This window comes from Citrobacter sp. Cu231, assembly GCF_030332265.1.
In the GTDB taxonomy this organism is placed as follows: domain Bacteria; phylum Pseudomonadota; class Gammaproteobacteria; order Enterobacterales; family Enterobacteriaceae; genus Citrobacter; species Citrobacter meridianamericanus.
Window position 1 is genome coordinate 179,070 of record NZ_JAOWIE010000027.1, and the last position, 13,169, is coordinate 192,238.

Below are 13,169 nucleotides of genomic sequence, written 5' to 3' on the forward strand. Positions count from 1 at the left end.
TCCCTCTTTATTACGCCGGATTAGGAATATCGATAAAGGTCACGTCCAGATCGGTATTTTCATTGAGCCAATCACTTAATGCGCGAATGCCACCACGTTCGGTCGCATGGTGGCCGGCAGCATAAAAATGCAGCCCTTGTTCGCGGGCCGAATGAATGGTTTGCTCTGAAACTTCACCGGTGATGAAAGCGTCGACGCCAAACCGGGCTGCGCTATCAATAAAACTTTGACCGCCTCCCGTACACCAGGCGACGCGCTGAACGGTTTCCGGCCCGGTATCACCGCACCATAACGGTTTACGGCCTAAACGCGCTTCAATCCACGATGCCAGTTCCAGCCCCGGAACCGGCATGGAGAGTTCTCCCCATGGCACCAGGGGCTCGATTTCCCCCATCACAGTAATCCCCAACAGCGCGGCCAGTTGCGCGTTATTCCCCAGCTCGGGATGAGCGTCCAGCGGCAGGTGCCAGCCATACAAGTTGATATCATTTTCCAGCAGCGTTTTCAGACGATGGCGCTTCATGCCGCGAATTACCGGGGATTCACCTTTCCAGAAATAACCATGATGAACGATGACCGCATCCGCCTGCAGGCGTACCGCCTCGTCCAGTAACGCCTGACTTGCGGTCACGCCGGTCACGATTTTATGCACCGTTTCTTTGCCCTCAACCTGCAAACCATTCGGCGCATAGTCGCTAATGGCGGCGCTGTTCAGTTTGTCGTTGATCAGTTGTTCCAGTTCGGTGTTTTTCATCGTCGTCCTCGTAGTCATTAGTTCTGCCTGCCCAATCAGCATCACAGCTTAGGTTAAAATAGCGTCCCCGCCAGCATTCGTCGATAGCCATTTCACTGACACATCAAGAAACAATCACACCATCTTTGAAGGCAATTTGCTTCCCCTCACGCGATCTAATTCATGTATATTTATGCAATCAGACAGCATATTGCAAAAATAATCAGATCTGTATCAAAGTTACAACTTTAAGGAAACACACTCGCGCAACACGTTAGGCCAGTCGCGAGGCATTGACTTCGAGAAAATAATGAATAAACAAGCATCTCAACCGCGGGCGATTTACTACGTCGTCGCGCTACAAATCTGGGAATACTTCAGTTTTTACGGCATGCGTGCACTGCTGATCCTGTATCTCACCAACCAGCTGAAGTACGACGATAATCACGCATATGAACTGTTCAGCGCCTATTGCTCTCTGGTCTACGTCACGCCTATTCTCGGGGGGTACCTGGCCGATAAGGTGCTCGGCAATCGTATGGCGGTAATGATCGGCGCATTTTTAATGGCGGTGGGACATCTGGTCCTGGGTGCCAGTGAAATGGCTCCGGCGTTCCTTTATTTGTCGCTGGCGATTATTGTCTGCGGCTACGGTCTGTTTAAATCCAATATCAGTTGCCTGCTGGGCGAGTTGTATCAGCCTGAAGATCCGCGCCGCGACGGTGGATTCTCTCTGCTCTACGCTGCCGGTAACATCGGTTCGATCATTGCGCCCATTGCCTGCGGTTACGTGCAGGAAGAGTACAGTTGGGCGATGGGTTTTGCGCTGGCTGCGATTGGCATGCTGGCAGGGTTGGTGATTTTCTTATGCGGTAATCGCCATTTCGCTCATACCACTGGCGTCAACAAAACCGTGCTGTGTGCGAAAAAGTATATGCTGCCAAACTGGGCCTGGCTGTTAGTTCTGCTGGTTGCAGCACCGTTACTGATTACCGTCCTGTTCTGGAAAGAGTGGTCCGTTTACGCACTGATCGTTGCCACGGTTATTGGTCTGGCGGTTCTGGCGAAGATTTACCGTCAGGCGCAAAACCAGAAGCAGCGCAAAGAATTGGGGCTTATCGTGACGCTGACCTTCTTCAGCCTGCTGTTCTGGGCCTTTGCTCAACAGGGCGGCAGCTCGATTAGCCTGTATATTGACCGCTTCGTTAATCGCGATATTTTGGGGTATTCCGTCCCGACCGCGATGTTCCAGTCGGTTAACGCCTTTGCCGTTATGCTGTGCGGTATCGTGCTGGCCTGGGTAGTCAAAGAAAGCGTTGGCGGCAATCGAACCGTACGTATCTGGGGTAAATTCGCCCTGGGCCTCGGTTTAATGAGCGCAGGGTTCTGCATTCTGACCTTAAGCGCCCGCTGGTCCGCAGCCTACGGCCACTCTTCCATGCCGCTGATGGTATTGGGGCTGGCGGTCATGGGCTTTGCCGAACTGTTTATCGACCCGGTGGCGATGTCGCAAATTACGCGTATCGAGATCCCTGGGGTGACCGGCGTATTAACAGGCATTTATATGCTGCTTTCCGGCGCCATCGCCAACTATCTGGCAGGCGTTATCGCCGATCAGACGTCGCAAGGCTCGTTTGACAGTGCGGGGGCGATCAACTATTCGATCAATGCGTATATTGATGTCTTTAGCGAAATTACCTGGGGCGCGTTGGCCTGCGTGGTGCTGGTGCTGCTGATTTGGTTATACCAGTCGCTTAAATTCAGAAACCGTCCGCTGGCAGTAGAGTCCTGAATGTACAGGCCCGATGATGTGATAAGATTCGGGCCTGTTTTTTGGCGATTATGCATGGCTTACAGCCAAATCCGTTTCAGAAACACCTGTCACCAGTTTTACCATTTCGCGATCTATTCCCTGCTCCAACATGGTTTACGCTATCCTTTACGTGCCGCCTCATAGGCCGCCAGCGTTGCCAGCCTTGCCTGTTTGTGATCGACAATTGGACGAGGATAGTTGAGCGACACCTGCGCTTTTTCAGCCCACGTCCACGGGTCATGAATGGCTTTCCCCGGCACTTCACGCAGTTCCGGCAGCCATTGGCGGATAAACTCGCCGTCACGGTCAAATTTTTCGCCCTGAGTTGTAGGGTTAAAGATACGGAAATACGGCGCAGCGTCGGTTCCGGTTGAGGCAGCCCACTGCCAGCCACCGTTATTGGCCGCCAGATCGCCATCGATCAGCTGCGACATAAAATATTGCTCGCCTTTACGCCAGTCGATTAGCAGATCTTTGACTAAAAAACTGGCCGTAATCATGCGTAATCGATTATGCATCCAGCCTGTAGCGTTGAGCTGACGCATCGCCGCATCGACAATAGGGTATCCGGTATTCCCCGTTTGCCAGGCCTGCAAATGTGTCGGGTTATTCTGCCATTGCACACGATCGGTCCAACGGATGAACGGCTGATGCCGGCACAACGCCGGATGATAAGCCATCAGATGACGATAAAATTCACGCCAAATAAGTTCGTTCAGCCAGACGCTGCCCGCCCCGCCCTCCAGAGCCTGCGGCTGCTCCGCGATCAGTCGATTCAGGCACTGGCGCGGCGAAAGCCCGCCTGTCGCCAGGTTCGCGGACAATCGGCTGGTACCGTCAACCGCCGGAAAATCACGTAGTTGCTCATATTCTCCCGCGGCCTGCTGGCAAAACTGACGTAATTGCGCGATCGCTAATTTCTCTTCTGCCGCAAATAGCTGCGCATCAAAATCTTGCTGCGAATAGCTCAGCGTTATTGATGTTAACGGAACATCAAGCGCACCGCTTTCTCTCACCTTCGGCGCGCTAACGCATTCTGGAACCCCCTCTTTAACTCGCTTCAGCCAGGCATTTTTAAACGGTGTAAAGACTTTATACATCTCATGATTGCCGGTCATGACTGACCCCGGAGGCAGGATCACGCTGTCGTCAAAACCTTCGCACACCACATGGAGTAATGATTTCTCGACGGCGGCATCACGCTGACGTTCGTTTATTTCGTATTGATAGTTATAAAATAACCGGCTGACGTTATGCTGTGCGCAGACGTTTTTGACGGTTTCTACGCTGGCCGCGAAATCTGCAACTTCATCAAACAAGAGCGGGATGCCCTTTTCCGTCAACGCCGCCTGCAAGGCATTCAACTGCGCATTCACAAACGCAGCCTGACGTGGGGCCATTTCGTGGGCTTTCCACTGCTCAGGAGTAGAGATATAGAGCGCTAAAACTTGCGCGGAAGGATCGCGACAGGCTGCCGCTAACGCGAGGTTGTCATGCAGACGTAAATCACGTCGAAACCAGACCAGATGGGTGGTCATAATACTCCCGGATATAAATTAGTCATTGCCACGCTTTGTTCATTACACCGACAAGTGTAGACATCTGCACATAAAAAAAAACCGCCACATTGCTGTGAGCGGTTTTTTTGAGCAAGAACGATAACTTAGTAGAAATCGCAGGTGGCTTTTTCAGCCTGCTCCATCCACACCGGTTTATCGCTGGTTTTAGACCATACGCGATGCAGATAGCTGTAAAAACGGGCGCGGTCTTTCCAGAAAAGCATGACCGGTAGCGCCAGCACGCCCGCCACAACGGCAAAGGTACGGCGTAAGAAAACAATGTGTGCTGGATACTCTTTATATAAGTCCATAATCCTCTCCCATATATCTGTTCGGTGAATCGCACCGGAAAAATAGATTTGGTTAACTGATGAAAATAATACCGCCTTGTGTGTAATTTTGCTACTCATCCGACCACTTATTTTTATCTATTGATGCTCCGTTTAGCTTAAAACTGTAATTAAGTTACATAAAAGTTAAATTAATACTAATCATTAGTTAAATAATGGTTTTTACCATTTTTATACTTTTTTTATACCCCGCCCGCTGATTTTTGCGAAATCTTTGCAGGTAAAAATCTACGCTCTGGTTATCACATTTATGCCACTGGAGGTGCACTGTGAGTGCAGGCGTGATAACCGGCATTGTGCTGGTCTTTTTATTATTAGGTTACCTGGTGTATGCCCTGATTAATGCGGAGGCGTTCTGATGGCGGCCCAAGGATTCTTACTTATTGCCAGTTTCTTGCTGGTGCTGTTTGTCATCGCCAGACCGTTAGGGTTCGGGCTGGCTCGACTGATCAACAATACATCCCTGCCGGGTCTGGCTGGCGTGGAGCATCTGCTCTGGCGCGGTCTGGGCATCTCGCAGCAGGAGATGAACTGGCGGCAGTATTTGCTGGCTATCCTCGCGCTCAATGTGCTTGGCCTGTTGGTCCTGTTTTCGATGCTGATGGCGCAAAACCTGCTGCCGTTAAATCCACAGCAACTGCCAGGGCTTTCGTGGGATCTGGCGCTCAACACCGCAGTGAGTTTTGTCACTAATACCAACTGGCAATCCTATGCTGGCGAAACCACCTTAAGCTATTTCAGCCAGATGGCCGGGTTGACCGTGCAGAACTTCCTGTCTGCGGCGACCGGTATTGCGGTGATTTTTGCCCTGACTCGCGCCTTCACGCGCCAGAGTATGAATACGCTGGGCAACGCCTGGGTCGATTTGGTTCGCATTACGCTGTGGATCCTGGTTCCCATCGCGTTGATCATTGCTCTTTTCTTCATTCAGCAAGGTACGTTGCAAAATCTATTGCCTTATCAGCCCATTACTACCCTTGAAGGGGTGAAACAACTGCTGCCAATGGGGCCGGTCGCCTCACAGGAAGCGATTAAGATGCTCGGTACAAACGGCGGTGGTTTCTTTAATGCAAACTCATCACATCCGTTTGAAAACCCAACCGCGCTGACCAACCTGGTCCAAATGCTGGCCATTTTCTTAATTCCCACCGCCTTGTGTTTTGCCTTTGGTGATGTGGTGGGCGATCGCCGCCAGGGGCGGACCCTACTGTGGGCCATGTCACTGATTTTTGTGGTCTGCGTAGCCGTCGTGATGTGGGCCGAAGTTCAGGGCAACCCGCACCTGATGGCATTCGGTGCAGACAGCAATATCAACATGGAAGGTAAAGAGAACCGCTTTGGCGTGCTGGCCACGAGTCTGTTTGCCGTCGTCACGACAGCCGCATCCTGCGGTGCTGTTGATGCGATGCATGACTCCTTCACTGCACTGGGCGGCATGGTACCGATGTGGTTAATGCAGATTGGCGAAGTGGTCTTCGGCGGTGTGGGTTCAGGTCTGTATGGCATGCTGTTATTCGTGTTGCTGGCGGTATTTATCGCTGGGTTAATGATTGGCCGCACGCCGGAATATCTGGGTAAGAAAATCGACGTGCGCGAAATGAAAATGACCGCGTTGGCGATTCTGGTCACCCCTACGCTGGTTCTGCTCGGTACGGCGATAGCGATGATGTCCGAAGCTGGCCGCAGCGCCATGCTAAACCCGGGTCCACACGGGTTTAGCGAAGTGCTGTATGCCGTGTCGTCTGCCTCGAACAACAACGGTAGCGCATTCGCCGGATTAAGCGCCAATAGCCCGTTCTGGAACTGCCTGCTGGCCTTGTGCATGTTCTTCGGCCGCTTCGGCGTGATCATTCCCGTGATGGCGATTGCCGGATCGCTGGTCAGTAAAAAGATCCAGCCAGCCAGCCCCGGCACGCTACCTACCCATGGCGCACTGTTTGTTGGGTTGTTAATCGGTACGGTGTTACTGGTTGGCGCTCTCACCTTTGTTCCTGCCCTGGCGCTTGGCCCAGTCGCAGAATACCTGTCATTACACTAAGTGATGCGGAGCACATTACTATGAGTCGCAAGCAACTGGCGCTGTTCGAACCCTCTCTGGTCGCACAAGCGCTGATGGACGCCGTGAAAAAATTAAGCCCACATACCCAGTGGCGTAATCCGGTGATGTTTATCGTCTGGTTGGGCAGTCTGTTAACGACCCTGTTAACCGTGGCGATGGCAACAGGCCATATGCCGGGCAGCCCGAGGTTTACCGGCGCGATAAGTCTGTGGCTGTGGATTACCGTTCTGTTCGCCAATTTTGCTGAAGCGCTGGCGGAAGGACGCAGTAAAGCTCAGGCCAACAGCCTGAAAGGCGTCAAAAAAACCGCCTTCGCCCGCAAACTTCGCGAACCGAAATACGGCGCGGCGATGGATCACGTCCCCGCAGATGATTTACGTAAAGGCGACATCGTGCTGGTGGAAGCTGGCGATATTATTCCGTGTGACGGCGAGGTGATCGAAGGCGGCGCGTCGGTAGATGAAAGTGCCATTACCGGTGAATCCGCACCTGTGATTCGTGAATCCGGTGGTGATTTCGCCTCCGTCACTGGCGGCACCCGCATTCTCTCCGACTGGCTGGTTATCGAATGCAGCGTAAACCCCGGTGAAACGTTCCTCGACCGGATGATCGCCATGGTTGAAGGCGCACAGCGGCGTAAAACGCCCAATGAAATCGCCCTGACAATCCTGCTGATTGCCCTGACCATTATCTTTTTGTTGGCGACCGCCACGCTATGGCCGTTTTCCGCCTGGGGAGGAAGCGCAGTCAGCGTCACGGTGTTGGTTGCGCTACTGGTGTGTTTAATCCCTACGACGATAGGCGGGCTGCTCTCCGCGATTGGCGTCGCCGGGATGAGCCGTATGCTGGGCGCGAACGTCATCGCCACCAGCGGACGTGCCGTAGAGGCGGCAGGTGATGTGGACGTACTACTGCTGGATAAAACCGGCACTATTACGCTGGGTAATCGTCAGGCTTCAGATTTTCTGCCCGCTCAGGGTGTGGACGTCAAAACGCTGGCCGATGCCGCGCAGCTTTCATCCCTGGCCGATGAAACACCGGAAGGCCGCAGCATTGTTGTCCTGGCTAAACAGCGCTTTAATCTGCGTATTCGCGACGTGCAATCGCTGCACGCCACCTTTGTGCCGTTTACCGCCCAAAGCCGGATGAGCGGCATCAACATTGACAACCGTATGATCCGCAAAGGCTCGGTTGATGCCATTCGTCGTCACGTTGAAGCCAACGGCGGCCACTTTCCTGCCGATGTGGAGCAGAAGGTCGAAAACGTCGCTCGTCTTGGCGCAACGCCGCTGGTGGTGGCCGAAGGCTCTCACGTACTGGGTGTGATTGCCCTGAAAGATATCGTAAAAGGCGGAATTAAAGAACGTTTTGCCCAACTGCGTAAAATGGGGATCAAAACGGTGATGATCACCGGTGACAACCGCCTGACCGCCGCAGCAATCGCCGCAGAAGCCGGTGTGGATGACTTCTTAGCGGAAGCCACACCGGAAGCCAAGCTGGCGCTAATTCGTCAGTATCAGGCGGAAGGTCGTCTGGTGGCGATGACCGGCGACGGAACCAACGATGCTCCAGCCCTTGCGCAGGCCGATGTTGCCGTTGCCATGAACTCCGGAACCCAGGCAGCGAAAGAAGCGGGCAACATGGTGGACCTCGACTCCAATCCCACCAAACTGATTGAAGTGGTGCACATTGGTAAACAGATGCTGATGACGCGCGGTTCGCTGACCACCTTCAGTATCGCCAACGACGTAGCGAAGTATTTTGCCATCATCCCGGCCGCATTCGCCGCCACCTACCCGCAGCTCAACGCGCTGAACGTGATGGGGCTGCATTCGCCGGACTCGGCGATCCTCAGCGCGGTCATCTTTAACGCGCTGGTCATCGTCTTTCTAATCCCACTGGCACTGAAAGGCGTGAGCTACAAACCGTTGTCCGCATCCGCGATGTTGCGCCGCAATTTGTGGATCTATGGTCTGGGTGGTTTGGTTGTGCCGTTTATCGGTATCAAAGCGATTGATTTACTGCTGACCCTGCTGGGTCTGGTGTGAGGTTTCAGATGAGTGGATTACGTCCTGCATTATCAACATTGATTTTCCTGATGCTTATCACCGGTGGTGCTTATCCGCTGCTGACCACTGCGTTGGGGCAATGGTGGTTTCCCCACCAGGCTAACGGTTCGCTTCTGCGCGAAGGTCAGACTGTTCGCGGCTCTGAGCTTATTGGGCAACAGTTTACCGCTGCCGGTTATTTTCAGGGACGCCCCTCAGCGACAGCGGAAATGCCCTATAATCCAATGGCTTCAGGCGGCAGTAATCTGGCAGCCAGCAACCCGGAACTGGATAAACAGCTACAAAGCCGGATTGCCGCGCTGCGTGCCGCCAACCCGCAGGCAAATCCTGCGGTTCCGGTTGAACTGGTAACAGCTTCTTCCAGCGGACTGGATAACAACCTGACGCCAGCCGCAGTAGCCTGGCAAATTCCCCGCGTGGCGCAGGCTCGCAACCTCAGCGTTGAAGAGGTTACGCGGTTGGTTGCACAATATACGCAAAAGCCGTTGGTCAGTTTTATCGGCCAGCCGGTGGTGAACCTGGTGGAACTTAATTTAGCGCTGGATAAGCACTGAGAAAAAGGACATGCATAACGAACCGTTACGCCCCGACCCCGATCGCCTGCTGGAGCAGACCACCGCTCCGCACCGGGGAAAACTGAAAATTTTCTTCGGTGCCTGCGCGGGCGTCGGCAAAACCTGGGCCATGCTGGCGGAGGCCCAGCGACTGCGGGCGCAAGGGTTAGATGTGCTGATTGGCGTGGTGGAAACCCACGGGCGCAAAGAGACCGCCGCGCTGCTGGACGGTCTCAGCATCCTGCCGCTCAAGCGGCAGTCACGTCATGGTCGTCATATCAGCGAGTTCGATCTTGACGCTGCGCTGGCCCGCCGTCCGGCGCTCATTTTGATGGATGAACTGGCGCACAGTAATGCGCCAGGCTCACGGCATCCTAAGCGTTGGCAGGACATTGAAGAGCTGCTGGAAGCTGGCATTGACGTTTTTACTACCGTCAACGTGCAACATCTGGAAAGTCTCAATGATGTGGTCAGCGGCGTTACCGGCATTCAGGTTCGCGAAACCGTCCCCGATCCTTTTTTCGATGCCGCCGACGATGTGGTGTTGGTCGATCTTCCCCCCGACGATTTACGCCAGCGTCTGAACGAAGGCAAGGTCTACATCGCCGGCCAGGCGGAAAGAGCCATCGAGCATTTCTTTCGCAAAGGTAATCTGATTGCACTACGTGAACTGGCCCTGCGCCGTACGGCCGATCGGGTGGACGATCAGATGCGCGCCTGGCGGGGACGTCCGGGTGAAGAAAAAGTCTGGCATACCCGCGACGCTATTTTACTGTGCATTGGGCACAACACCGGCAGCGAAAAACTGGTACGTGCCGCCGCACGTCTGGCAGCGCGTCTGGGTAGCGTCTGGCATGCGGTGTATGTCGAAACGCCAGCGCTGCACCGACTGCCTGAAAAACAGCGCCGCGCGATTTTAAGCGCTCTGCGACTGGCCCAGGAGTTAGGCGCAGAAACCGCCACCCTTTCCGATCCCGCCGAAGACAAAGCGGTAATCCGCTATGCCCGCGAGCATAATCTGGGAAAAATTGTGCTCGGGCGTCCAACGACGCGACGCTGGTGGCGCAGCGACTCCTTTGCCGACAAACTGGCCCACCGCGCACCCGATCTCGACCTGATGATTGTCGCCCTCGATGAGCCTCCTTCACGTCCTGTGCTGCAAACCGCAGACAGCCGTACCTTTAAGGATAAATGGCGGGTACAAATTCAGGGGTGCGTGGTCGCTGTTACGCTATGCGCCATCATTACGCTAATCGCCATGCAGTGGCTGATGGCGTTTGACGCCGCCAACCTGGTGATGATCTATTTATTGGGCGTGGTGGTTATCGCACTCTTTTACGGACGCTGGCCGTCCGTTCTGGCCACTTTTATTAACGTCGCCAGCTTCGATCTCTTCTTTATTGCTCCGCGCGGGACGCTGGCCGTTTCCGACGTCCAGTACCTGCTTACCTTTGCCGTAATGCTCACGGTAGGGCTGGTTATCGGAAATCTGACCGCCGGGGTGCGGTATCAGGCACGGGTAGCGCGTTATCGTGAACAGCGTACGCGTCATTTGTATGAGATGTCCAAAGCGTTGGCCGTCGGACGCAGTCAGACGGATATCGCCGCCACCAGCGAACAGTTTATCGCTTCAACGTTTCAGGCTCGTAGCCAGGTTTTACTGCCCGGCGAAAACGGTAAGCTGGCCCCTCTCACTCATCAACAGGGCATGACACCGTGGGATGACGCCATTGCTCAATGGAGCTTTGATAAAGGGCAACCCGCCGGCGCAGGCACCGATACGTTACCCGGCGTGCCGTATCAAATTTTACCGTTAAAAAGCGCCGACAAAACGCATGGATTGCTGATCGTGGAACCGGGAAATTTACGCCAACTGATGATCCCTGAACAGCAACGCCTGCTGGAAACCTTCACGTTGCTGGTCGCCAGTGCGCTGGAGCGCCTGACGCTGACTGCCAGCGAAGAGCAGGCTCGCTTTGCCAGCGAGCGCGAAAGTATTCGCAACGCCCTGCTCGCAGCCCTGTCCCACGATTTGCGCACGCCATTGACGGTGTTGTTCGGCCAGGCAGAAATCTTAACGCTGGATCTGGCAAGCGAGGGATCGCCGCACGCACGCCAGGCCAGCGAGATTCGCCAGCACGTTCTGAACACGACCCGACTGGTGAATAACCTGCTGGATATGGCGCGAATTCAGTCTGGCGGCTTTAATCTTAAGAAGGAGTGGTTAACGCTGGAAGAGGTGGTGGGTAGCGCCCTGCAGATGCTGGAGCCAGGTCTCTCTGCCCCAATAAATCTGTCGTTACCAGAACCGTTGACATTGATTCACGTCGATGGCCCACTCTTTGAACGGGTGCTGATTAACCTGCTGGAAAACGCCGTCAAATACGCGGGTCCACAGGCGCAGATCGGTATTGATGCCAGCGTCAATGGAGAACACCTGCAATTAGACGTCTGGGATAATGGGCCGGGTGTTCCGTCGGGTATGGAACAGCGCGTTTTTGACAAGTTCTCCCGAGGGAATAAAGAGTCATCGGTGCCAGGCGTCGGGCTGGGGCTGGCAATTTGTCAGGCCATTATGGACGTGCATGGCGGGACTATTTCTGTCCACAATCGCGCGCAGGGAGGAGCATGTTTTCGTGTTACACTGCCCCAGGAAATCCCCCCTCAACTTGAAGATTTTCATGAGGATATGTGACGAACGTACTGATTGTTGAAGATGAACAGGCCATTCGCCGCTTTCTGCGCACCGCGCTGGAGGCCGATGGCCTACGTGTATTTGAAGCAGAAACGCTGCAACGCGGTCTGCTGGAAGCCGCCACGCGGAAACCCGATCTCATCATTCTCGATCTTGGCCTGCCGGATGGCGACGGCATTGATTTTATTCGCGACCTGCGTCAATGGAGCGCGATTCCAGTGATTGTGCTTTCAGCCCGCAGTGAGGAAAGCGATAAAATCGCCGCGCTGGATGCCGGAGCCGATGACTATCTCAGCAAACCTTTTGGTATTGGCGAGCTACAGGCGCGATTGCGCGTGGCATTGCGTCGCCACGCCAGTGGGACGTCTCCCGAACCGGTCGTACATTTTTCTAATGTTAAAGTGGATATCGCTGCTCGCCTCGTACACCGAGGTGATGAAGAAATTCACTTGACGCCGATTGAGTTTCGCCTGTTGGCGGTACTGCTGAATAATGCCGGGAAGGTACTGACGCAACGTCAGTTATTGAATCAGGTTTGGGGACCAAACGCCGTCGAACACAGTCACTATCTGCGCATTTATATGGGACACTTGCGCCAGAAGCTGGAACTGGACCCGGCCCGCCCGCGTCATTTTCTGACCGAGACCGGAATTGGTTATCGGTTTATGCCTTGAATTTTTATTCATTTATTTTGATTAAATAACAAATATATTATCTATTATCCTTAAGGCTGCATAATATTTATTACGCAGCCGATAAGGTTATACTCAAAATAATAAAATACAAATAAATAACATATAAACAACAAAACAGTATCTTATCTCACGATATGCATAATCGGCGACTAAATATTTTGGAAACGATCATTTTTTATTGATCTTCTTCACAGTTCATAGCCATTTCCTGGATAAAATACCCACACCTTCCACTTATCCAGTAAAGGTAACCAAAATGGAAAATAATAGCCGTACAATGCCACATATAAGGCGAACAACGCATATTATGATGTTTGCCCACCGCAATAGTTTCGACTTTCATTTCTTTAATGCCCGTTAGTCTTCCGACTAAGGGCACTCCAGTATACAGGTCATCCTGACTCTCTGTATCGCAGATATATACCCAATAGATTTCGAGTTGCATCAAGACGGCGATGCAGCGAAGCCCGGGAGCGTACATCAGTACGTGACTGGGATAAGCGAGTAAAGCCAACACAGATGCAGCTTGAAAGACGACGGGTATAATGCCTGTATCCACAGTGCTCTCCCTGCATAACCCTGTATTACCTGTGACCGGACCGGTTAGGGTTTATTGCATCTTCAAAAAAGCAATTTACTGAT

Annotated in this window: 12 protein-coding genes; 8 read left to right on the forward strand and 4 right to left on the reverse strand. The window is 53.5% G+C overall.

The annotated features are described in order from the left end of the window. Positions 1 to 10 precede the first annotated feature (10 nt). On the reverse strand, positions 11 to 754 hold the full coding sequence (gene ybgI / locus OGY15_RS02710) for a radiation resistance protein YbgI (protein WP_071696195.1): 744 nt from the start codon (positions 752 to 754) through the stop codon (positions 11 to 13). 289 nt (positions 755 to 1,043) lie between these two features. Here ybgI and dtpD point away from each other — a divergent pair, with 289 nt between their 5' ends. Next, positions 1,044 to 2,525 carry a dipeptide permease DtpD gene (dtpD, locus tag OGY15_RS02715; RefSeq protein ID WP_151219535.1) on the forward strand — a complete coding sequence of 494 codons (1,482 nt, stop codon included), beginning with the start codon at positions 1,044 to 1,046 and terminating at the stop codon, positions 2,523 to 2,525. Between the two features lie 48 nt (positions 2,526 to 2,573). Here the strand turns inward: dtpD and OGY15_RS24780 are convergent, their stop codons facing one another. The 3 genes from OGY15_RS24780 to OGY15_RS02725 all read right to left on the reverse strand — a co-directional run bounded on the left by OGY15_RS24780 (position 2,574) and on the right by OGY15_RS02725 (position 4,416). After that, on the reverse strand, positions 2,574 to 2,657 hold the full coding sequence (locus OGY15_RS24780; protein ID WP_497496740.1) for an Rpn/YhgA-type helix-turn-helix domain-containing protein: 84 nt from the start codon (positions 2,655 to 2,657) through the stop codon (positions 2,574 to 2,576). An 8-nt stretch (positions 2,658 to 2,665) separates the two neighbouring features. Continuing rightward, positions 2,666 to 4,084 carry a deoxyribodipyrimidine photo-lyase gene (gene phrB, locus OGY15_RS02720; protein WP_286538110.1) on the reverse strand — a complete coding sequence of 473 codons (1,419 nt, stop codon included), beginning with the start codon at positions 4,082 to 4,084 and terminating at the stop codon, positions 2,666 to 2,668. Between the two features lie 125 nt (positions 4,085 to 4,209). Continuing rightward, positions 4,210 to 4,416, reverse strand: a complete 207-nt coding sequence (locus tag OGY15_RS02725; RefSeq protein WP_151219533.1) for a YbfA family protein — start codon at positions 4,414 to 4,416, stop codon at positions 4,210 to 4,212. Between the two features lie 308 nt (positions 4,417 to 4,724). Between OGY15_RS02725 and kdpF the strand changes: the two genes are divergently transcribed. The 7 genes from kdpF (at position 4,725) to speFL (ending at position 12,888) form a co-directional block, all read left to right on the forward strand. After that, positions 4,725 to 4,814 carry a K(+)-transporting ATPase subunit F gene (gene kdpF / locus OGY15_RS02730; protein ID WP_001670793.1) on the forward strand — a complete coding sequence of 30 codons (90 nt, stop codon included), beginning with the start codon at positions 4,725 to 4,727 and terminating at the stop codon, positions 4,812 to 4,814. Next, complete coding sequence (kdpA, locus tag OGY15_RS02735; protein WP_151219532.1) at positions 4,814 to 6,493, forward strand: potassium-transporting ATPase subunit KdpA; 1,680 nt, start codon at positions 4,814 to 4,816, stop codon at positions 6,491 to 6,493. The genes kdpF and kdpA overlap by 1 nt, the downstream gene beginning before the upstream one ends. 20 nt (positions 6,494 to 6,513) lie before the next feature. Then, positions 6,514 to 8,562 (forward strand): potassium-transporting ATPase subunit KdpB, encoded by a 2,049-nt coding sequence (gene kdpB, locus OGY15_RS02740; protein WP_151219531.1) that lies wholly within the window; start codon positions 6,514 to 6,516, stop codon positions 8,560 to 8,562. 8 nt (positions 8,563 to 8,570) lie between these two features. Beyond that, positions 8,571 to 9,137, forward strand: a complete 567-nt coding sequence (gene kdpC / locus OGY15_RS02745; protein ID WP_187252804.1) for a potassium-transporting ATPase subunit KdpC — start codon at positions 8,571 to 8,573, stop codon at positions 9,135 to 9,137. 10 nt (positions 9,138 to 9,147) lie between these two features. Next, positions 9,148 to 11,832: a two-component system sensor histidine kinase KdpD gene (kdpD, locus tag OGY15_RS02750; protein ID WP_286538122.1), complete on the forward strand. Its 2,685-nt coding sequence runs from the start codon at positions 9,148 to 9,150 to the stop codon at positions 11,830 to 11,832. Next, entirely contained in the window at positions 11,829 to 12,506 is a 678-nt protein-coding gene (gene kdpE / locus OGY15_RS02755; protein ID WP_005121396.1) for a two-component system response regulator KdpE, read from the forward strand. The genes kdpD and kdpE overlap by 4 nt, the downstream gene beginning before the upstream one ends. A 277-nt stretch (positions 12,507 to 12,783) precedes the next feature. Further along, a complete protein-coding gene (speFL, locus tag OGY15_RS02760; RefSeq protein ID WP_114149115.1) occupies positions 12,784 to 12,888 on the forward strand; it encodes a leader peptide SpeFL in 105 nt (34 codons plus the stop codon). The last annotated feature ends 281 nt before the right edge of the window (positions 12,889 to 13,169 follow it).

What these genes read in the sequence shown, in the direction of transcription:
- ybgI (WP_071696195.1), bottom strand. Translation starts at nt 754, where the DNA reads ATGAAAAACACCGAACTGGAACAACTGATCAACGACAAACTGAACAGC.
- dtpD (WP_151219535.1), top strand. Translation starts at nt 1,044, where the DNA reads ATGAATAAACAAGCATCTCAACCGCGGGCGATTTACTACGTCGTCGCG.
- OGY15_RS24780 (WP_497496740.1), bottom strand. Translation starts at nt 2,657, where the DNA reads ATGTTGGAGCAGGGAATAGATCGCGAAATGGTAAAACTGGTGACAGGT.
- phrB (WP_286538110.1), bottom strand. Translation starts at nt 4,084, where the DNA reads ATGACCACCCATCTGGTCTGGTTTCGACGTGATTTACGTCTGCATGAC.
- OGY15_RS02725 (WP_151219533.1), bottom strand. Translation starts at nt 4,416, where the DNA reads ATGGACTTATATAAAGAGTATCCAGCACACATTGTTTTCTTACGCCGT.
- kdpA (WP_151219532.1), top strand. Translation starts at nt 4,814, where the DNA reads ATGGCGGCCCAAGGATTCTTACTTATTGCCAGTTTCTTGCTGGTGCTG.
- kdpB (WP_151219531.1), top strand. Translation starts at nt 6,514, where the DNA reads ATGAGTCGCAAGCAACTGGCGCTGTTCGAACCCTCTCTGGTCGCACAA.
- kdpC (WP_187252804.1), top strand. Translation starts at nt 8,571, where the DNA reads ATGAGTGGATTACGTCCTGCATTATCAACATTGATTTTCCTGATGCTT.
- kdpD (WP_286538122.1), top strand. Translation starts at nt 9,148, where the DNA reads ATGCATAACGAACCGTTACGCCCCGACCCCGATCGCCTGCTGGAGCAG.
- speFL (WP_114149115.1), top strand. Translation starts at nt 12,784, where the DNA reads ATGGAAAATAATAGCCGTACAATGCCACATATAAGGCGAACAACGCAT.